At 41.6% G+C, this 19,694-nt stretch carries 22 protein-coding genes; 18 read left to right on the top strand and 4 right to left on the bottom strand.

The genetic code is table 11. The features are described 5' to 3' along the window. Positions 1-201 precede the first annotated feature (201 nt). The 6 genes from tkt (at position 202) to H5058_RS08885 (ending at position 5,901) form a co-directional block, all read left to right on the top strand. Complete coding sequence (gene tkt, locus H5058_RS08860; protein ID WP_182677737.1) at positions 202-2,193, top strand: transketolase; 1,992 nt, start codon at positions 202-204, stop codon at positions 2,191-2,193. 185 nt (positions 2,194-2,378) lie between these two features. After that, positions 2,379-2,693 (top strand): pyrimidine/purine nucleoside phosphorylase, encoded by a 315-nt coding sequence (locus H5058_RS08865; RefSeq protein ID WP_011327369.1) that lies wholly within the window; start codon positions 2,379-2,381, stop codon positions 2,691-2,693. Between the two features lie 201 nt (positions 2,694-2,894). Next, positions 2,895-3,251, top strand: coding sequence for a ribosome hibernation-promoting factor, HPF/YfiA family (gene hpf / locus H5058_RS08870; protein ID WP_011327370.1), 357 nt, complete (start codon positions 2,895-2,897; stop codon positions 3,249-3,251). A 212-nt stretch (positions 3,252-3,463) separates the two neighbouring features. Further along, positions 3,464-4,636, top strand: a complete 1,173-nt coding sequence (locus H5058_RS08875; RefSeq protein WP_404936296.1) for an NRAMP family divalent metal transporter — start codon at positions 3,464-3,466, stop codon at positions 4,634-4,636. Positions 4,637-5,098: 462 nt separating this feature from the next. After that, entirely contained in the window at positions 5,099-5,515 is a 417-nt protein-coding gene (locus tag H5058_RS08880; RefSeq protein ID WP_182677741.1) for a DNA-binding protein, read from the top strand. Continuing rightward, on the top strand, positions 5,494-5,901 hold the full coding sequence (locus H5058_RS08885; RefSeq protein WP_182677743.1) for a hypothetical protein: 408 nt from the start codon (positions 5,494-5,496) through the stop codon (positions 5,899-5,901). Before H5058_RS08880 ends, H5058_RS08885 begins: the two co-directional genes overlap by 22 nt. Before the next feature lie 301 nt (positions 5,902-6,202). Here H5058_RS08885 and H5058_RS08890 read toward each other — a convergent pair whose 3' ends face one another. The 3 genes from H5058_RS08890 to H5058_RS08900 form a co-directional block, all read right to left on the bottom strand. Continuing rightward, a complete protein-coding gene (locus H5058_RS08890) occupies positions 6,203-7,390 on the bottom strand; it encodes a VWA domain-containing protein (protein WP_182677745.1) in 1,188 nt (395 codons plus the stop codon). Between the two features lie 266 nt (positions 7,391-7,656). Then, a complete protein-coding gene (locus H5058_RS08895; RefSeq protein ID WP_011327376.1) occupies positions 7,657-8,502 on the bottom strand; it encodes a MoxR family ATPase in 846 nt (281 codons plus the stop codon). A 59-nt stretch (positions 8,503-8,561) separates the two neighbouring features. After that, positions 8,562-8,801 (bottom strand): DUF1653 domain-containing protein, encoded by a 240-nt coding sequence (locus H5058_RS08900; RefSeq protein ID WP_011327377.1) that lies wholly within the window; start codon positions 8,799-8,801, stop codon positions 8,562-8,564. A 60-nt stretch (positions 8,802-8,861) separates the two neighbouring features. Here H5058_RS08900 and H5058_RS08905 point away from each other — a divergent pair, with 60 nt between their 5' ends. From H5058_RS08905 to rpoS, 11 genes are all read left to right on the top strand, one after another. After that, positions 8,862-9,341, top strand: coding sequence for a DUF2947 domain-containing protein (locus H5058_RS08905; RefSeq protein WP_086997423.1), 480 nt, complete (start codon positions 8,862-8,864; stop codon positions 9,339-9,341). Between the two features lie 75 nt (positions 9,342-9,416). Next, positions 9,417-10,049, top strand: coding sequence for a hypothetical protein (locus H5058_RS08910; RefSeq protein WP_041454349.1), 633 nt, complete (start codon positions 9,417-9,419; stop codon positions 10,047-10,049). A 48-nt stretch (positions 10,050-10,097) separates the two neighbouring features. Next, positions 10,098-10,376, top strand: coding sequence for a cell division protein FtsB (gene ftsB / locus H5058_RS08915; protein WP_011327380.1), 279 nt, complete (start codon positions 10,098-10,100; stop codon positions 10,374-10,376). 1 nt (position 10,377) lies between these two features. Continuing rightward, positions 10,378-11,079 carry a 2-C-methyl-D-erythritol 4-phosphate cytidylyltransferase gene (gene ispD / locus H5058_RS08920; protein ID WP_041454350.1) on the top strand — a complete coding sequence of 234 codons (702 nt, stop codon included), beginning with the start codon at positions 10,378-10,380 and terminating at the stop codon, positions 11,077-11,079. Beyond that, positions 11,076-11,573, top strand: a complete 498-nt coding sequence (gene ispF, locus H5058_RS08925; RefSeq protein ID WP_011327382.1) for a 2-C-methyl-D-erythritol 2,4-cyclodiphosphate synthase — start codon at positions 11,076-11,078, stop codon at positions 11,571-11,573. Before ispD ends, ispF begins: the two co-directional genes overlap by 4 nt. Further along, positions 11,570-12,619, top strand: coding sequence for a tRNA pseudouridine(13) synthase TruD (truD, locus tag H5058_RS08930; RefSeq protein WP_011327383.1), 1,050 nt, complete (start codon positions 11,570-11,572; stop codon positions 12,617-12,619). The genes ispF and truD overlap by 4 nt, the downstream gene beginning before the upstream one ends. Next, a complete protein-coding gene (gene surE / locus H5058_RS08935; RefSeq protein WP_011327384.1) occupies positions 12,600-13,364 on the top strand; it encodes a 5'/3'-nucleotidase SurE in 765 nt (254 codons plus the stop codon). The genes truD and surE overlap by 20 nt, the downstream gene beginning before the upstream one ends. Next, positions 13,354-13,992 (top strand): protein-L-isoaspartate(D-aspartate) O-methyltransferase, encoded by a 639-nt coding sequence (locus H5058_RS08940; RefSeq protein ID WP_011327385.1) that lies wholly within the window; start codon positions 13,354-13,356, stop codon positions 13,990-13,992. Before surE ends, H5058_RS08940 begins: the two co-directional genes overlap by 11 nt. A gap of 9 nt (positions 13,993-14,001) precedes the next feature. Continuing rightward, positions 14,002-14,580, top strand: a complete 579-nt coding sequence (locus H5058_RS08945) for a YqaA family protein (RefSeq protein WP_041454351.1) — start codon at positions 14,002-14,004, stop codon at positions 14,578-14,580. A 41-nt stretch (positions 14,581-14,621) separates the two neighbouring features. After that, positions 14,622-15,446, top strand: coding sequence for a peptidoglycan DD-metalloendopeptidase family protein (locus H5058_RS08950; RefSeq protein WP_011327387.1), 825 nt, complete (start codon positions 14,622-14,624; stop codon positions 15,444-15,446). A 38-nt stretch (positions 15,447-15,484) separates the two neighbouring features. Next, on the top strand, positions 15,485-16,459 hold the full coding sequence (gene rpoS, locus H5058_RS08955; protein WP_011327388.1) for an RNA polymerase sigma factor RpoS: 975 nt from the start codon (positions 15,485-15,487) through the stop codon (positions 16,457-16,459). A gap of 72 nt (positions 16,460-16,531) precedes the next feature. On the opposite strand, the gene mutS is transcribed toward rpoS, so the two are convergent. Then, complete coding sequence (gene mutS, locus H5058_RS08960) at positions 16,532-19,117, bottom strand: DNA mismatch repair protein MutS (protein ID WP_182677747.1); 2,586 nt, start codon at positions 19,115-19,117, stop codon at positions 16,532-16,534. Positions 19,118-19,138: 21 nt separating this feature from the next. Between mutS and H5058_RS08965 the strand changes: the two genes are divergently transcribed. Beyond that, positions 19,139-19,627 (top strand): CinA family protein, encoded by a 489-nt coding sequence (locus tag H5058_RS08965; RefSeq protein ID WP_182677749.1) that lies wholly within the window; start codon positions 19,139-19,141, stop codon positions 19,625-19,627. Positions 19,628-19,694 lie beyond the last annotated feature (67 nt).

Below are 19,694 nucleotides of genomic sequence, written 5' to 3' on the forward strand. Positions count from 1 at the left end.
TTACGCCTAGACGTCTAAATAAAATATTTAATAACTTTTCGGTCTCAAAAAATATTCATAATGACCTATTATTATGGGTTTTTAATTGCACACCGCCCCTACAATAAGTAAGAATGGAGTATACACTAGTCGCCAAGTTATACGGCGGCATAATCGAATACATAAATACCCGCGCAAAAATATATTAAGGTAGGAGAATTCATGCCATCTCGCAAAGAACTTGCAAATGCTATTCGTGTCTTGTCAATGGACGCAGTACAAAAGGCCAAATCTGGTCATCCTGGAGCCCCTATGGGCATGGCAGATATCGCAGAAGTATTATGGCGCGATTATCTAAAACATAACCCAACAAACCCAGAGTGGGCTGACCGAGATCGCTTTATATTATCGAACGGCCACGGTTCAATGCTTATTTATTCTTTATTACATTTAACGGGTTATGATTTACCGTTAGACGAAATTAAAAACTTCCGTCAAATGCATTCAAAAACACCTGGTCACCCAGAGTACGGTTATGCACCAGGAATCGAAACTACTACCGGCCCGTTAGGTCAAGGGATCACTAACGCAGTAGGTATGGCAATTGCCGAAAAAGCGCTAGCTGCACAGTTTAACCGTGAAGGTCACGATATTGTTGATCACTTTACCTATGCATTTATGGGCGACGGCTGCTTAATGGAAGGTATTTCTCATGAAGCTGGTTCACTTGCAGGCACATTAGGCCTAGGTAAACTTGTTGCATTTTGGGATGACAACGGCATTTCAATCGATGGCGAAGTAGAAGGTTGGTTTACCGATGATACGCCAGCTCGCTTTAAAGCGTACGGTTGGCATGTAATTAGCGGTGTTGATGGCCACGACAGCGATGCTATAAGTGCTGCAATCGCAGAAGCTAAAAGTGTTACCGATAAGCCATCACTAATTTGTTGTAAAACAATTATTGGTTACGGCTCACCTAATAAGTCGGGTAGCCACGATTGTCACGGTGCACCACTAGGTGAGGACGAAATTAAAGCGTCTCGCGAATTTTTAGGTTGGACTGGCGATGCATTCGAAATCCCTGCAGACATTTATGCACAATGGGATAGCAAAGAAAAAGGTCAACAGCTTGAATCAAGCTGGGATGAAAAATTTGCAGCATACGCAAAAGCATACCCAGAGCTAGCGTCAGAATACAAGCGTCGTATTAACAACGAACTGCCAGGCGATTGGGCTGAAAAATCTCAAGCATACATTGAAGAGCTGCAAGCAAACCCTGCAAACCCAGCGTCTCGTAAAGCGTCGCAAAATGCATTAAACGCATTTGGCCCGTTATTACCAGAATTTATGGGTGGTTCAGCCGATTTAGCAGGCTCAAACCTAACAATTTGGGATGGCTCTAAAGGCTTAACACGCGACGATGCAAGCGGTAACTACATTTATTACGGTGTACGTGAGTTTGGTATGTCGGCAATTATGAATGGTATTGCCCTGCATAAAGGCTTTATTCCTTACGGTGCTACGTTCTTAATGTTTGTTGAATATGCAAAAAATGCTGTACGTATGGCTGCATTAATGAAGCAACCAAGCATTTTTGTATACACGCACGATTCAATTGGTTTAGGTGAAGATGGTCCAACTCACCAACCAGTAGAGCAAATTGCTAGCATGCGTTTAACGCCTAACTTATACAACTGGCGCCCATGTGACCAAGTGGAGTCGGCAATTGCATGGCAACAAGCTATTGAGCGTAAAGACGGTCCTACATCACTAATCTTTACTCGCCAAGGTTTAGAGCAACAAGCACGTAACGCACAGCAACTGAGCGACGTTAAAAAGGGTGGTTACATCCTTAGCTGCGAAGGCAATCCAGAGCTTATTTTCATTGCAACGGGTTCTGAAGTGCAACTAGCACAAGATTCTGCAAGCGAACTACGCAAGCAAGGTAAAAAGGTACGTGTTGTATCTATGCCGTGTACTGATGCTTTTGAAACGCAAAGCGCAGAGTATAAAGAAAGCGTATTACCGGCATCTGTTACACGCCGCGTAGCAGTAGAAGCAGGTATTGCTGATTACTGGTACAAGTACGTAGGCCTAAATGGCGCAGTAGTAGGTATGACCACCTTTGGTGAGTCAGCGCCTGCAGGCGAGCTGTTTGAGCACTTTGGCTTTACAGTGGCAAACATTGTAAATAAAGCAAACGAGCTTTTTTAATCGCCTTTGATTAAATAAAGTAAGCAATTGAAAAACCCGCATATGTTGCGGGTTTTTTTATGCCCGAATATGAAACAACTTCACTTAAAGCAATACTGCTTTCCTTGCAAGAAAGTAAGCTATCAGGCAAGGTAGTGCGATAAAATTTATAAATAAAAATCTTAAATTATTAGCAGGAGCTAAATATGTCAAAGTTCGAAAATGTTAGTGTAATTAAAAAAGCCAATGTGTATTTTGATGGCAAAGTGTCAAGCCGAACCGTTTTATTAGGCAGTGGTGAAGCAAAAACATTAGGCTTTATGCAACCAGGTGAGTTTGTGTTCGACACTAACCAAAAAGAATGTATGGAATTATTAGCAGGGCAGTGGGATATTTTATTGCCAGGTGAAAGCGAGTGGAAAACATTTAATGCGGGTGAATCATTTAATGTTGATGCAAACGTAAGCTTTAAGGTAAAAGTAAGCGACTTTGCTGATTATTGCTGTTCATACACAGATTAATAGCACAAATATAACGCGGTTAGTATGTTATTTAACCGCTTAAAGAGCCCGTATAATGCGGGCTTTTGCATGTTTAATGCTCAGTGAGTGATCTAAATCAGCTTTACTAACAAATATTTGCTTAAATAGTTACATTTCTCCTTGTGTTAATTCATATTGCCCCCAATACTAACTATGAAGTAACACATAAAAGGATATAAAATGAAAATTAATCTTACAGGTCACCATGTTGACGTTACTGATTCAATTAGAGAACACGTAAACGAAAAGTTTTCAAAAATAGCGAATCACTTTCCATCTTTGATCGCGCTCGACATTATTCTTTCTAAAGTTCACAACAAGCTTCAAGCGGAAATTAGCACTATTTACGAAGGTGCACGTATATCGGTTAAGGGCGAAAACGAAGTGCTGTATCCAGCAATTAGTAGTGCCGCAAAAAAACTAGATACGTCACTAAAACATCGCAAAGGGCAAATTAAAGCTAATTTGCATGAAAAACCAGAAATAACAACCCCAGAAATTGCACACGAAATCATCCAAGAGATGGATCTTCGTTAACGTTTTTAGAGTTTAGGCCCTAACTTTTAGGGCCTAAAACCATTATTTATTAGCTTCGTTTTACCCCCTCATTTATTAATACTTTTCAGCTTTCATTTTGCGTTAAAACTCTGTAATTTATTCATTATTATAAATAAACAGTAAGTACACACATGCGCTCTGTAGTATCAAATTGGCAAACTCGCTTAAATGCATTGGGGCCGGGAATTCTAATGGCAACCGCTGCAATTGGTGGTTCACATTTAGTGGCATCAACCCAAGCGGGAGCCATATTTGGCTGGCAATTATTTTGGCTTATTTTAGTAGTAAACGTTTTAAAGTACCCATTTTTTCGCTTTGGCATGGAGTACACACTCGCTACCAAAAATAGCCTAGTAGAGGGTTATAAAAGCAAAGGGCCATTTTATTTTTACAGCTTCATTGTTCTTAATGTTGTTGCCGCTATCGTTAATACTGCAGGCGTATTATTACTCACCGCAAGCTTGTTGCATTACGCACTACCTATCACAATAGAAATAACACTGCTGTGTTGGATTTTACTTGGCGTGTGCTTAACCATACTTTTGCTAGGGCACTTTAAAGCGCTAGATAACGTGGCAAAAGGCATTATGGGGCTACTTACATTAGCAACATTAATAGCACTTGCTATTGCCTTTAGTAATGGCCCAATGGCACCTGCTGACTATGTAGGCCCTTCACCGTATGAGTTAGCCATGCTTAGCTTTATGGTGGCACTAATGGGTTGGATGCCCGCCCCCATTGAAATATCCGCACTTAGCTCACTGTGGTTAAAGGAAAAACAAGCACAACAAACAATATCTAAACGCGAAGGCTTGTTCGACTTTAACGTGGGTTACTGGTTAACCGCAGGCTTAGCGCTGGTGTTTTTTAGCTTAGGTGTATTAGTGCAATACGGGCAAAGCAGTAATATAGAACTCGGTGGGGTCGCTTTTGCCAAACAGCTTATTGATATGTACGCACTTACCATTGGCGAGTGGGCAAGGCCGCTAGTATCAGCCATCGCTTTTTTATGTATGTTTGGTACCACATTAACGGTACTAGATGGTTATGCGCGTACTTTAAACGAATCGCATAAATTACTTGGTTTTAAGCAATCAAAACACAGCTTAAATACATGGCTAATACTGCAAGCACTTGCTGGTATGGCGGTTATTTTATTTTTTGAATCAGCCTTAGGTCCTATGCTTACCTTTGCCATGACACTGTCATTTGTAACCACCCCTATATTTGCATGGCTTAACTTTAGCCTAGTGCGCTCCGAGCCCAGCATTAAACACGGCGTACTACTTAAAAGTTTAAGCTGGGTAGGACTACTGTACTTGGTCGGTTTTTCTGTGGTATTTGTAGTGTGGATGATGATGTGATTTTAGGTGCGAGACGAAGGACCCATAGTAAAACGAGCAATCACTGAATACTTGATTTGGTGGGGGTTGCAAAGTTGGCAGGCCACTTGCTGTTGCTAAGCACGTAATTAATAAGTTGTAGGCTAAATTTAGCCTGCAATCTTGAAGTCTCTGATTAGAAGCTAAATACCCATAATTAGCAGCGTTGATAGTCAGCTTAGAGCGAAAACCGGTCATTGTAAAAGTTAAATCTACTCCTGTTTTGATGAATTGGGTCCTAATTTTGTCCGATAACATTATTAACCGCCGTTTTGGTGCAAAATAACATGCTTAATTCCTAGCTTTTTTAATCACTTGTTTACAAAGGTAATTATTGGTGAAATTATCAGGGTATGCAATATACGCCGTTTGAGTGTGTTGCAAACCACCAAAACGGTGTCAATAAGCTGTTATGAGTTTTCAGGATAATTATGAAAAGATATTATGAATAAATCAGATTTAGAAAATCTTGTAGATATTAGAGTTTCAGAAGCGCAAGCATTGCTAAACTCCAGAAACTTTCAAGGTGCGTATTATTTGGTGGGCTACTCGCTCGAATGTGCTTTTAAAGTATGTATCGCAAAGCAAGTTCAGCAATATGACTTTCCTAATAAACAGCTTGCTACTAAGAGCCATACTCATAATTTGAACGAGTTACTTGGTGTAGCTGGACTCAAGCAAAAGTTAACAGAAAAGGAAAATAGCGATCTTGATTTTAAATTAAATTGGGCTGTAGCAAAAGATTGGTCTGAAACTTCAAGATATGAGTGTATTATTGAAGAAAACAAAGCAGTTGATTTATTCAACGCTATTAATAAACCACAATCAGGAATATTGGCATGGCTAAAGACATTTTGGTAACTGAAAGACTTACCGATTCAATGATGAAAGCTGGTGCTGAATTGGTTGCTCGTCTTGATAAAAATAACGCAGACGTTAAGAGTGCATTTTGGTTCTTTTTATCTGAGGAACAGGTGTGGAAATTTATCGTAGCCTCTCCTCAAGTCGACACACTTGGTCCTCGTGAATATTATAAGAAAATTAATGAGGCAAACCTTCTTGCGGAAGAGGCTGAAAACGTAATATCTCTGAATGATATTAGTGTTTCGAATACTAAAAACCAAATTGTACAAATTTTAAAGATCGCAATTGGTACAGACGATGGAATATCTGGTATTCGTTTCTCTCGAAATACAATAAATGGTATGTTTATTGAAGATACATACATATATCGATCAAACTCATAACAAGAGTCTAAGGTTACGACAGTCCGCTCATGGCACTTTCCAGCCACTCGATAACATAAAATGCTGATAATAAATTGGCAAAACATTTCACAGTGTCGGATGGCGCTTCGCTTATCCGACCTACACTTGGCACTTTTTAGTCAATCGTTAATGCAAAACGCCTATGATAATTGACGCTGCCTTTTTTCGTTGGGTTTCGCTTCGCTCAAACCAACCTACCTCAATCAAGGTAAAAACTAACCGCTAAGCTTGCGTGTCACATTTGCTTATCAGAGCATTGAGCTGACATTAATAGCATTGTTTAACTTAGCTCTTTTATCGCTCTACTTATTCCATCTAAACTCAGTGCATACATGCGGTTGTTCATTAACTCTTTAATAAAACCTATTGATTGATAGTACGGCCAGTGTTCAACCGGTTGTGGGTTGAGCCAAGCCACTTTATCAAAGTGATTTGTGACACGTTGTAACCATACACTGCCGGGCTCTTCGTTGTAGTGCTCTACCGAGCCGCCGGGGTAGGCTATTTCGTACGGGCCCATAGTGGCATCGCCTACAAATATTACTTTGTAGTCGCTGGTAAACTTATTAATTAGCGTCATGGTGTCTATTACGTTTGAGTGACGGCGCTGGTTGTCTTGCCAAACATTTTCGTATAGGCAGTTATGAAAGTAGTAAAACTCTAAGTGTTTAAATTCGCCATGGGCGGCGCTAAATAATTCTTCGCAGGTATGAATGTAGTCATCCATTGAGCCGCCAATATCAAACAGTATCAGTACTTTTACTGCATTGTGGCGCTCTGGTGCCATTTTTACGTCAAGCATACCGCCTTGTTTTGCGGTAGCGCGAATGGTCTCGTTTAAATCTAGCGTGTCGCTGGCGCCAGTGCGGGCAAATTTACGCAGTTTTTTAAGGGCAAGTTTAATAGTACGCGAGCCAATTTCACGGTCGGAGTCTAAATTGCGATATTCGCGTTTATCCCACACTTTTACTGCTTGGCGGTTACGGTTGCCGTCTTGGCCTATGCGCACACCTTCGGGGTTATAGCCGTATGCTCCAAAAGGTGAGGTGCCGCCGGTGCCAACCCATTTATTACCGCCAGCGTGGCGTTTTTGTTGCTCTTCTAAACGCTCTTTTAGGGTTTTCATTAGCTCGTCGAGGCCGCCCATGGCTTTAAGTTGCGCTTTTTCTTCATCGCTAAGGTTTTTTTCAAACTCTTTACGCAGCCAATCTTCTGGTAAGTTGTGCTGTTGCTTTAAGCTCTCGAGCAAATCAAGGTCGGCAATACCACTAAAGTAGTCGCTAAAGGCTTTGTCGAATCGGTCAAAGTGCGTTTCGTCTTTTACCATTATAGTGCGTGCTAAATGGTAAAAAGCGTCTACGTCGGCAAATATAACACCCTTTTTTAAGGCGTTAATTAAATCAAGTAACTCGCGCAGGCTTACCGGTAAACGGTATTTACGCAGCGTGAAAAAAAACTGTATTAACATGTTAGGGCCTGTTTATCTTTCGAGGTTAAATTTGCAGCAGTGTGTTTGGTATTTAGGCAAGGCAGAGCCTATGTAGTGTGGTTATTCCCCATAAATAGGCGATAACGCAGCATAAATACCAAACACGCGCTGCCTGAAGGTTCGTCCTAGGGACGATTAACTCTTTGTTGCTCGGCTTTTACTTAGCCCACTAGGTTACAAACCTCGCGCCACGATTAAATCGTCCTTAGTTAGAACAAATTTTAATCCTGAAAGGTCAACAGGCCCTAGCGGCTCATAAACGCGAGTTTTTCGATTAGGCTTATGTCTTGCTCATTTTTAAGTAGTGCGCCAAACATTGGCATTAAACCGCCTTTTTTAGCTTTGTCGTGCAGTGTTTTTGCGTCTATGTCTTCTGCCATAAGGAGCTTAAGCCAGTCGAGTAATTCGCTGGTAGATGGCTTCTTTTTAAGACCGTTTGCTTCGCGTAGGTTAAAAAACACTTCGAGTGCTTGGCGTACTAAATCTTGCTTAACGTTAGGGTAGTGCACGTCAATAATTTGCTGCATTTCATCGGCAGATGGAAAATCAATGTAATGAAAAAAGCAGCGGCGTAAAAATGCGTCGGGCAGCTCTTTTTCGTTATTAGAGGTGATGATCACAATAGGGCGCTCTTTTGCTACTACTCGCTCGCTGGTTTCGTAAACATGAAATTCCATTTTATCGAGCTCTAACAGTAGATCGTTTGGAAACTCAATATCGGCTTTGTCTATTTCATCTATTAATAATACCGGGCGTTTACCGTGTTGGTCGGCGTAAGTAAATGCTTGCCACAGTTTGCCTTTAACTATGTAGTTACTAATGTTGTGCACGCGCTCGTCGCCCAGCTGGCTGTCGCGCAGGCGCGAAACCGCATCGTATTCATACAAACCTTGCTGCGCTTTGGTGGTCGATTTAATGTGCCACTGAATAAGTTCGGTATCTAAGCTTTTTGCCAGCTCTTCAGCTAGCATGGTTTTACCTGTACCCGGCTCACCTTTAATTAAAAGTGGTTTTTCGAGCATAATAGCCGCGTTTACAGCTTGCTTAAGCGCAGAGCTGGCGATGTAATTGTCGGTTGAATTAAATTGCACTTTATTACCTTCTTTTCGTCACAGGTCAGATGAGTTTTTATAATCCTATCATGCCATAGTTAACCGGCTTCACCAAGGTAGCTAAACCGAGGAATAGTTTTGCCATCTTTTTCAACTGTTTCGCTAAACATTTCTAAAGGGCGTGCCCATATACCAAACTCACCGTATAGCGCTTGGTAAATTACCAGTTGCTCACTGGTTTCGCTGTGAGTGGCTACATAAAGCACTTTGTACTGTGCCCCTTTGTAGTGTTGGTATATGCCTGATTTGAGGGAAATTGGTTTTATTGCTGTAGTCATGTTTTGATCTCTTGTATAATTTGTTTCTGCACTTTTAATGCTAACTAATTTGCCAATACTATGAACTATATTACGCTAGATGATTACAAAAAAGCATGGGTTTTTCGCCATAAAGACATGCCTGTTTCAGCCGACGATGCTGCAAACATTAAACCTATGAGCCTTGAGCGCGCAGCTGTACTGTGGACAACTATGGTGAGCCGTGAGTTTGATCACCCTGATTTTTTTGATAAAACAGATTGGTGTGGTCAAGATGAAAGTTATAGCCAAGAAGTAAACTGGGAAAGCGCATGGGAAAACGGCGATGAACAACTTCCCGAAGCTATTTTAGCGCACTTAGATTGGCAAGCTAATACCACTGTTTATTTTTGCATGGCACGCGACAATATTATTGAAACCACCTTTGATGTGTTTAAACGCAACTGGCAAAACTTTATGTTTTTAGCCGACGGCAGTTTACTCATAGGTAAAAAACGCAATACTGTAGTGCAGTTTTTAGAGTCGGGCATGGCTAAATTAGGTGAAAAGCCAAGCGCTTAATTTAGCACTCGGCGCTTAAAAATTATGCAGTACTGTGTTATAAAACATTTACCTAAGTGTTTTTGAGTACGGCAATTGGCAGCAAAAAATGAGCCTGTTGGCGCGCCACAACAAGTTGAAATGTGGCAAGCCGATGCAAAAAAAGTGTTATATGCACAATTGTGTAATGCATTTTATCAACGTGAGGTTCAGCGTTTAGTCGCTGAGCCTAATAGCGATAGGCTGCGTCGCCAATTAAAAAGTCTACCTTATTACATTGAACGTGCTGCCACATTAGTTGCTAATACAAGCTCGCCTTTTAAACTAGATTCGCAAAATGGCTCTTGGCTTGCAAAGCAAAAACCGACCCCACCAGAGATTAACATTCAAGCAAATGAACTTTTTTATCAACATAATGCCAAAGTCGGGTTAATAATCCCTATTTTAGTGCGTAGTGATGAGCAAATTCGCGTTAGAATAGACAGCCTAGACCAAGTAAGCGACAATAAAGTGCATTGTAATGAGCTAGGTTGGTTTGCGTTTTCGGGGCAGGGACTTGAGCTGCCAAACGCGCAATTATTAACGCCGAGTAAAGTGTCATTAACCGCGGCGTGTTGCGGGCACCAATGGCAGTTTTCAAAGCGTTGTTTGCCACGGGTTTTATCGCTGCGCGAAATGCTACTGGCAGGAAGTATAAATTGGCGCAATGTAAAACGATTACAAACGTAACTTGGTTAATTAAATAAGTTTATTTGAATTTAAAATAAGGAGTGTTAAATGCGGTTTTTTCAGGTTGGCTTGTTATGTTTAGCACTGTTTGTGCAGTATAGATTGTGGTTTGGCCATAATGGCGTACAAGACTACACACGTTTAAAAAGTGCGGTTGCATCTCATTTACAAACTAACGAAAAACTAATTAAACGCAATAAAGTATTAACCGCCGATATAGAAGATTTAAAGCTTGGCCATGAAGGCATAGAAGAGCGCGCACGTAACGAATTAGGAATGATTAAAGCGGGCGAAACATTTATACGTGTTTTACCAGCTCAACAATAATATGACAAATAAACCAACTATAGCTGCCATTATACCTGCTGCCGGGGTTGGTAGCAGAATGCAGCATAATGCACCTAAACAGTATATTAAATTAGCAGGTAAAACTATTTTAGAGCATACGCTCACAAAATTATCTGCTTTAGCGCAGCTTAATACAATTGTTGTAGCCCTAAATGAAAACGATCCTTACTTTGAGCAATTGCCAGTGATTGATGCGCGCATTGTGCGTACTTGTGGCGGTAAAGAGCGTGCAGATTCCGTTTTAAATAGTTTGCTTTTTTTAGCCGCCAACCCGCCTGACTGGGTACTTGTGCACGATGCTGCCCGCCCGCTAGTTACTATTGACGACATAAATACACTTATAAATGAGTGTATAAGCGCCGATGAAGGCGGGATTTTAGCCAGTAAAGTAAAAGACACTATAAAACGTGGCCATATTTATGCTGAGCAAACCGTACCCCGAGATGATTTATGGCAAGCCCTTACTCCGCAGTTTTTTAAATACGAAGATCTTAAAAATGCGCTGCAAAATGCACTGGCAAGCGGCGCAGTTATTACCGACGAAGCAAGCGCCATTGAATGGGCTAACAAGCCAGTAAAATTAATACCAGGGCGTAGCGATAATATTAAAATAACCACTCCTGAGGATTTAGACTTGGCTGGTTTTTTACTTCAAAAACAACAAAACGAGAATGCATTATGATACGAATTGGTCATGGTTTTGACGTGCATAAATTTGGCGGTGTTGGCCCATTAACTATCGGCGGCGAAAAGATTGATTATCCGCAAGGTTTTTTAGCGCACTCCGACGGCGATGTTGCTATACATGCTCTGTGCGATGCTATTTTAGGCGCGCTTGCAATGGGCGACATTGGTAAACACTTTCCTGATACGGCCAGTGAATATGAAAATATCGACAGCCGAATATTACTGCGTCATGTGGTGAGCTTAGCTAAAGAGCAAGGTTATGTATTGGGCAATGGAGATGTAACTATAGTGGCACAAGCGCCAAAAATGTTGCCTCATATTCAAGCTATGCGTAGCAACCTTGCAAGTGATTTAAACTGCGAACTATCGCAAATAAATGTTAAAGCTACAACCACCGAAAAGCTCGGTTTTGAAGGGCGAAAAGAAGGCATTTCGAGCCATGCAGTGGTAATTATGAACAAAGAGTCAATGAGTAAAACAAACGCATGAGCGATTTAAATTATTTATACGGCGCACCGTTATCAAAAGCTGACTTTAAAACCACAGCCGAAGACTTTATGGTAGATGAGGACTTAGGCATTGAGTTTACCGGTAGCGGCGAGCATGTATGTTTGCAAGTAGTAAAAAAAGGCGAAAACACCCAGTACGTAGCAAAGTTAATTGCGCAGCGAGCTGGGGTATCACCACGCGATGTAAGTTATGCTGGGATGAAAGATCGCCACGGAGTGTGTTCGCAGTGGTTTAGTGTAAAAGTACCCATTAAAAAGCCAATTGATTTTAGTGATTTAAACAGCGAAAGCGTGTTTGTTGTATCGCAGCAACGCCACGAACGTAAGCTGAGAACGGGCTGTCATAAAGGTAATAAATTTACTATTACGCTGCGCAATGTTACCGATCCTCTGGATATTTTGTGCCGTATTAATGCGGTACGCAGTGGCGTGCCTAACTATTTTGGCGAGCAACGCTTTGGCCGTGATGGCCATAACCTGGTAATGGCTGAAAAAATGTTTGCAGGTGAGCGTATTCGCGATAAAAAATTACGCGGTATTATTATTTCTGCAGCGCGCTCGCATGTATTTAATCAACTCGTAAGTTTACGAGTAAAGGAGCATGGTTTAGCTAAAACCATGCACCGTGAAGTATTTATGCTCAGCGGCAGTAACGCCTTTTTTGAAGACGCTATTAGCGATGAGAACATAGCCCGCCTAGCCTCTGGCGATATTATGATGTCGGCACCTATGGTAGGTAAAAGCGAAAAAGGGCTCACCGAACAAGAAAAAGTATGGCTTGGGCCTTATCAGTCTTGGTGCGATGGTTTAGGCGAGTTAGGGCTAAAAAATGAGCGCCGAATGCTGCGTTTAATCCCGCAAGATTTTAGCGTAGAAACCATAGATGAAAGCACTTTAAAGTTAAGTTTTGGTTTACCAAAAGGCTGTTTTGCTACGGCATTATTACGTGAGCTGGTGGATTACACAGACGCAAGCCCACGCGAGCGAAAAGAAAAGGACAGCAAAGATGAAGATCCTATTAAGTAACGACGATGGTGTAGGCGCTAAAGGTATTGCGGTGTTATATCAAGCATTAATGCAAATTGCCGAGGTCACTTTAGTTGCTCCCGACCGTAACTGCAGTGGTGCAAGTAACTCGTTAACTTTGCTTAACCCACTGCGTGCTACAAAGCTTGAAAATGGCTTTATATCGGTTAATGGTACACCTACTGACTGTGTGCATTTAGGCGTTAACCAGCTTGTTGATGAAATGCCCGATTTAGTGGTCGCAGGTATAAACCACGGCGCTAATTTAGGTGACGACACTTTGTACTCAGGCACGGTAGCTGCAGCAACCGAAGGACGCCATTTAGGTTTGCCTGCTATTGCGGTGTCTTTGTGTTCGCACCACGGCGAGCATTTTGAAACGGCAGCAGCGGTAACTATAAGTATTATTAAAGGTTTAGCGTCGCATCCGCTACCAAAAGATCAAATTATAAATATTAATGTACCCGACATTCCTCTAAGCGAATTAAAAGGCGTGCAGGTAACGCGTTTGGGTGCGCGCCATAAAGCCGAAACCATGACCAAGCAAACCGATCCTTGGGGTCGAGATATTTACTGGTACGGATCTTTAGGGACAGAAAGTGATGCAGGTGAAGGTACCGATTTTCATGCAATTAATAATGGCTATGCCTCGGTTACCCCACTGAGTGTTGATATGACCGCTAACGAGAGTATTAAAGCGGTAGGGGAGTGGTTAGCTGATTTGGAGATAAACCGTGCTGGCTAATTATACCCGCAGCGCCAAGGCGCTATCAGCGCTATTACAGCGTGAAGGTGTTGAGGATACGCAAGTACTAGATGCGATTGCACAAATACCACGACATATATTTGTGGGTGACGTGCTGCAACATAAAGCGTATCAAAATACTGCGTTACCAATAGGCCAAGGGCAAACTATTTCGCAGCCTTATATTGTGGCGCGTATGACCGAACTGTTGCAATTAGCTGGTGTGCGCGACAAGGTGCTAGAAATAGGCACAGGATCGGGCTATCAAACGGCAATACTGGCTAAAATATTTACCAAGGTTTACTCAGTAGAGCGTATTAAAGCATTACAATGGCAAGCTAAGCGCCGTTTACATCAGCTCGATTTATATAATGTGGCAATGAAACATGGCGATGGCTGGCAAGGTTGGGAGTCGCAAGCGCCGTTTAACGGCATTATAGTCACCGCAGCCGCGGCTAAAATCCCGCAAGATCTATTAGCTCAATTAGCTGATGGTGGTGTGTTACTTGCCCCAATAGGCGAGCAAGAGCAAAAATTAACTATGGTTATTCGCAATGGCAATAACTACACAGAACACGTAATTGCGCCGGTTAGATTTGTACCGCTAGTCGCTGGTGATATTGAATAGGAATTCATTTTGAAGTTGTTTACTAAGTTATACGATATGGCTCTAGTGTGGGCTAAGCACCGTCATGCTGAGCGTTATTTAGCTGCAATGAGCTTTGCAGAGTCTGTGTTTTTTCCTGTCCCTCCTGATGTAATGCTGGCACCAATGTCGCTTGCTCAGCCTAAAAAAGCATGGCGGTTTGCAAGTTTTGCCACTATAGCGTCTGTTGTTGGTGGCATAGTAGGTTATTTACTTGGCTTTTGGTTATTTGAACCGGTTGTTGAGCCACTTATAGTACAAATGCACTGGCAAGATAAATTTGATATTGCACTTGATTGGTTTAAAAACTATGGCGTGTGGGTGGTATTTATAGCCGGTTTTTCGCCTATTCCTTATAAAGTATTTACTATAGGCGCAGGGGTATTACAAATGGCATTTTTGCCGTTTTTAATTGCGTCTGCAGTAGGGCGAGGCGCTCGGTTCTTTTTAGTTGCTGCACTGATGAAGTGGGGCGGTGTTAAAATGGAGCAAAAATTACGTCAATACATTGAAGTGCTTGGATGGGCAGTTGTGCTTTTAATTGCAGTTGCATACATTTTATTACGTTAAGCACTATAAAATAATGTTATTAACATAAGGAGCTAAATACAGTGAATAAACAAATAAAATGTTATGTTGCTTTATTTATTAGTATTTTGCTCTTTGCTTGCTCGTCTAGCCATGTTCCGGCGCCTGTCAGTAGTTTAAATAATGATGTTAATAATTACGGAAGAAAAATTAACATTAATGGCGATAAATATACTGTTCAAAAAGGCGATACACTTTATTCAATTGCATTTAGTGCAGGCCAAGATGTTAGAACCTTAGCAAAAAATAATTCAATACCAGCACCTTACACAATATTCCCCGGGCAGAGTATTTCCTTTTCTGCCATAGCAAAAAAATACAAAAAGACAAAAAAATACACTCCTCCTATTAAAAAAGTCGCAAAAACTTCACAAAAAAATAACAATAAATCAAAGAAAGAGCTTGATAAGCCTAAACAACGAGGGTATGTTCAGAAACAAGCCAATAAAAAAATTAGTAACTCTAAGCATTTGTCGAGTAGTAAAGTGCAGTGGTTTTGGCCAGCAAAAGGCAAAATAACACAACGCTTTTCGAACAAGGAAAATGGCTACAAAGGCTTACAGATTGCTAATAAAAAAGGGGCTGCCGTTTTAGCCGCCGCACAAGGAACAGTGGTTTATGCGGGTAATGCGCTTCGAGGTTATGGTAGTTTAATTATTTTAAAACATAATGACGACTACTTGAGTGCTTATGCACACAACTCGAAACTACTTGTTAAAGAAAAACAGGAAGTTAAGGCTGGACAAAAAATAGCAGAGATAGGAAATACAGAATCTGCGGTAACGGCACTTCGTTTTGAAATTCGCTACCGAGGGCAAGCTGTAAATCCTGCTAAGTACCTTCCCTAATTTTTAAAGATATTGATAACTTGCTCAGGAGAAGTCTTATGGCTGATGCAGCAAAAGTTGATAAAAACACCCTCGTAGATAATAAATTAGATGAAACTGCTGTTGATGATGATTCAACACCGCTGCTTGAAGCTGTGGATGATGACGTTTTTGTCAAAGAAGAAGTCACTAAAAATTTAGATGCTACTCAGCTTTATTTAGGTGAAATTGGTTTTTCTCCGTTGTTAAGCGCTGAGGAAGAGGTGTTTTTTTCTCGTAAATCTTTAAAAGGGTGCGAAGCGTCTCGCAAGCGCATGATTGAAAGTAACTTGCGCCTTGTAGTAAAAATTGCTCGTCGTTATAACAACCGAGGTTTAGCGTTACTTGATTTAATTGAAGAGGGTAACTTAGGCTTAATTCGCGCCGTAGAGAAGTTTGATCCTGAGCGTGGCTTTCGATTTTCTACTTATGCAACATGGTGGATACGCCAAACGATAGAACGCGCCATTATGAATCAAACGCGCACTATTCGCTTGCCAATACATGTAGTAAAAGAACTTAACGTATATTTACGTACCGCGCGCGAGCTAACTCAAAAATTAGATCATGAACCAACCGCCGAAGAAATAGCAGCTTGTTTAGATAAGCCGGTTGAAGATGTCACCAAAATGCTGCGCTTGAATGAAAAAATAGCCTCGGTTGATATGCCGATCGGCGGCGAAAACGATACCGCTTTGCTCGATATTATTGCCGATGACAACAATGTTGGTCCTGAGGGCGAAGTACAAAATAACGATATGAATAAACACATTGTTGACTGGTTAGGAGAGCTAAACCCAAAGCAGCGTGAGGTGTTAGCCCGTCGCTTTGGTTTATTAGGCTATGAGCCATCAACGCTTGAAGATGTTGGCCGTGAAATAGGATTAACCCGTGAACGCGTTAGACAAATTCAGGTAGAAGCATTACGTCGTTTAAAAGATATTTTGCAACAAGAAGGCTTAAGCACAGAGAGTTTATTTGAGCACTTTGCGTAAGTTTTAATAAAGTACCATGTTATGTGTAAAAAAGCTGAAGGTTTTATTCTTCAGCTTTTTTTTGTTTGTAAATTAAAGAAGTGCTTTTAATTTATAGAGTAAATCGTGAGCTTGTCGCGGTGATAGATTATCAGGATCGATAGCCGTTAACTGCAATTCTACTTCAGAAGGGCTAATTTGTTGGGCTTGATTGTTAAAGGTAAATGCTTGCTGCTCAATATTAGGCGCGGTGACACTTTGGTGATTTTCGAGTAGTTTAAGCTTTTGTTTTGCCTGATTTATTACAGACTTAGGTACGCCAGCAAGTGCAGCAACTTGTAAGCCAAAGCTTTTACTTGCTGCGCCATCAAGTACCGTGTGCATAAAGGCAATAGTGTCGTTATGCTCTATGGCATCAAGGTGCACATTTACCAGCCCAGGCGTTTGCTCTGCAAGCTCGGTTAGCTCAAAGTAGTGGGTGGCAAACAAGGTTTTTGCTGATATTTTTGACGCTAAATGATCGGCAGTAGCATACGCAAGCGAAAGCCCATCGTAAGTGCTTGTTCCGCGGCCAATTTCATCCATTAATACCAAAGATTGCGCTGTGGCATTATTTAAAATCGTGGCGGTTTCGGTCATTTCTACCATAAAGGTAGAGCGCCCTGATGCGAGATCGTCACTTGCGCCAATACGAGTAAATATACGGTCAATATTGCCTATTTTAGCGCTGTCTGCGGGTACGTAACTGCCAATATGAGCCATTAGAACTATAAGTGCAGTTTGGCGCATATAGGTTGATTTACCACCCATGTTTGGACCGGTAATTATTAACATTTTACGTTGTGCATTTAGCTCTACTGGGTTGGCAATAAAGGGTTCTTTCATTACTTGCTCAACCACAGGATGACGACCTTGTTTAATGCTTATGTTGTCGTTATCGCAAAGTATCGGCTTAGCGTAGTTAAGTGTAAGTGCACGCTCTGCTAAGTTATTTAGCACATCTAAGTCGGCAAGGGCGGCTGCCATTATTTGTAATTGCTCAATATGCGGCGCAATAAATCTAAATAGCTCTTCGTAAAGCTGCTTTTCGAGCGCTAATGCTTTTGACTGGCTGCCAAGTACTTTGTCTTCGTGCTCTTTTAGCTCAGGAATAATATAGCGTTCATTATTTTTAAGTGTTTGGCGGCGAATATAATCGGCAGGCACTAAATGCGCATTGGCGCGACTAACTTCAATAAAAAAGCCGTGTACTCGGTTATAACCAATTTTAAGGGTGCTGATCCCTGTACGTGCACGCTCTCGTAACTCTAACTGATCAAGCACATCGGTTGCGCCTTTGCTTAAGTTACGCCATTCATCAAGCTCGCTGTTATAACCAGGGGCAATTACACCACCGTCGCGAATAAGCACCGGCGGGTTTTCGATTACTGCACGCTCTAATAGCGCTTGTAAATCAGGTAGCTCAGGCGATTGCTTAATAATGCTGGCAATGCGCGGATCGCTGGCATCGTTTAATAAAGTATGCAGCGGTGCAAGTGCTTGTAAGGCGCTGCGCAAACGAGTTAAATCGCGAGGACGAGCAGTGCACAAAGCAAGGCGGGCAATAACACGTTCTACGTCGCCAATTTCTCTTAATGATTCGTGTAGCTCACCACAAAGCTGTACATCTAAAATTGCGCTAATAGCGTTTAACCGCGAGTTTAGCTCGTCTTTATTACGCACCGGGGTATGAATACGGCGCTTAAGTAAACGAGATCCCATAGGGGTTGCTGTTTTATCAAGTACTTGCGCTAGCGTGTTTTCAAATCCACCTGATAAATTAACGGTCAGCTCTAAATTTTTACGAGTAGCAGCATCTAAAATAACGGCATGCTCGTTGTGTTCAAGAGTAATGGCACGAATATGGGGTAATGCAATACGTTGAGTGTCTTTAACGTATTGCATTAAACAACCTGCGGCAACTAAGGCGCAGTGGGCTTTATCAACGCCAAAACCGACTAAATCTTTTGTACCAAATTGCTCACACAATAAATGCTGGGCGGTGTCTAAATCAAATTCCCACTCAGGGCGGCGACGCGCGCCTTTAATGTGCTCAATTAAATGAACATTTTCGAAGCTTTCGCTATACAGTAATTCTGCAGGGGCGAGGCGTTGAATAGTTGAAGTAAATGCCTCGTCGGTATTAACTTCTACAACGTTAAAACGACCCGAGTTAATATCAAGATAAGCAATGCCATAAGTACCATTTTTACTCTGCCATACGCTGGTAAGTAAGTTGTCTTGGCGCTCTTGCAGTAGGGCTTCATCAGAAATAGTACCTGGGGTGACAATACGCACCACTTTGCGATCAACAGGCCCTTTACTGGTAGCCGGATCGCCTACTTGTTCGCAAATAGCAACAGATTCGCCCATTTGCACTAAACGGGCTAAATAGTTTTCTACGGCATGATAAGGTACACCGGCCATAGGAATAGGATCGCCACCGGCTTTACCGCGCTGAGTTTGCGAAATATCGAGTAATTGAGCGGCGCGTTTTGCGTCATCAAAAAAGAGTTCATAAAAATCCCCCATCCGATAAAACAATAAAATATCGCGATGCTCTGATTTTATTTTTAGATACTGCTGCATCATAGGGGTTTGTTGTTTTATAGTGTGTGGAGCATAAAGATCAAACGACATGTATTTACCCAAAGGCTGAATATGGAATTACATCAAGAGATTAAAACACTTGCTGCGCAATTAGGCGCTATTTTAACGGATAAATGCTTATGGATCACTACTGCTGAGTCATGTACTGGTGGCGGGGTAAGTTATGCACTTACCGACACCCCTGGAAGCTCTGCCTATATTGACCGTGCATTTGTAACTTACAGTAACCAAGCAAAGCAAGATTTACTAAATGTAAGTGCCGCCACATTAACGCAATATGGGGTGGTAAGCGAGCAAACGGTGCGTGAGATGGCTTTAGGCGCAATTGCAGCAACTAATGCCGATATTGCGATTACTGTATCGGGTATTGCAGGCCCAGGAGGAGCAACCCCAGATAAGCCGGTAGGCTTAGTATGGTTTGGACTACACATTAACGACAAGCAGCTGGTATTTAAACAAGTATTTACCGGCGATAGAGCACAGGTTAGACTGCAAGCTATTGTATTTTCTTTAAAAACTATAATAGAGCAGATAAAATAATAAAATTAACTTGATACTGTGATTTCATACAGTATACTTGTCGCATTAGCTGGATTTGGAGAGTAAA

The organism is Pseudoalteromonas sp. SR45-4 (assembly GCF_014163535.1).
Classification (GTDB): domain Bacteria; phylum Pseudomonadota; class Gammaproteobacteria; order Enterobacterales; family Alteromonadaceae; genus Pseudoalteromonas; species Pseudoalteromonas nigrifaciens.

Coding starts and splice junctions, on each gene's coding strand:
- hpf (WP_011327370.1), top strand. CDS start 2,895: ATGAAAATTAATCTTACAGGTCACCATGTTGACGTTACTGATTCAATT.
- tkt (WP_182677737.1), top strand. CDS start 202: ATGCCATCTCGCAAAGAACTTGCAAATGCTATTCGTGTCTTGTCAATG.
- H5058_RS08905 (WP_086997423.1), top strand. CDS start 8,862: ATGAACTATATTACGCTAGATGATTACAAAAAAGCATGGGTTTTTCGC.
- mutS (WP_182677747.1), bottom strand. CDS start 19,117: ATGTCGTTTGATCTTTATGCTCCACACACTATAAAACAACAAACCCCT.
- H5058_RS08875 (WP_404936296.1), top strand. CDS start 3,464: ATGGCAACCGCTGCAATTGGTGGTTCACATTTAGTGGCATCAACCCAA.
- H5058_RS08880 (WP_182677741.1), top strand. CDS start 5,099: ATGAATAAATCAGATTTAGAAAATCTTGTAGATATTAGAGTTTCAGAA.
- H5058_RS08890 (WP_182677745.1), bottom strand. CDS start 7,390: ATGTTAATACAGTTTTTTTTCACGCTGCGTAAATACCGTTTACCGGTA.
- truD (WP_011327383.1), top strand. CDS start 11,570: ATGAGCGATTTAAATTATTTATACGGCGCACCGTTATCAAAAGCTGAC.
- surE (WP_011327384.1), top strand. CDS start 12,600: ATGAAGATCCTATTAAGTAACGACGATGGTGTAGGCGCTAAAGGTATT.
- H5058_RS08965 (WP_182677749.1), top strand. CDS start 19,139: ATGGAATTACATCAAGAGATTAAAACACTTGCTGCGCAATTAGGCGCT.
- ispF (WP_011327382.1), top strand. CDS start 11,076: ATGATACGAATTGGTCATGGTTTTGACGTGCATAAATTTGGCGGTGTT.
- H5058_RS08885 (WP_182677743.1), top strand. CDS start 5,494: ATGGCTAAAGACATTTTGGTAACTGAAAGACTTACCGATTCAATGATG.
- H5058_RS08865 (WP_011327369.1), top strand. CDS start 2,379: ATGTCAAAGTTCGAAAATGTTAGTGTAATTAAAAAAGCCAATGTGTAT.
- ispD (WP_041454350.1), top strand. CDS start 10,378: ATGACAAATAAACCAACTATAGCTGCCATTATACCTGCTGCCGGGGTT.
- rpoS (WP_011327388.1), top strand. CDS start 15,485: ATGGCTGATGCAGCAAAAGTTGATAAAAACACCCTCGTAGATAATAAA.
- H5058_RS08900 (WP_011327377.1), bottom strand. CDS start 8,801: ATGACTACAGCAATAAAACCAATTTCCCTCAAATCAGGCATATACCAA.
- ftsB (WP_011327380.1), top strand. CDS start 10,098: ATGCGGTTTTTTCAGGTTGGCTTGTTATGTTTAGCACTGTTTGTGCAG.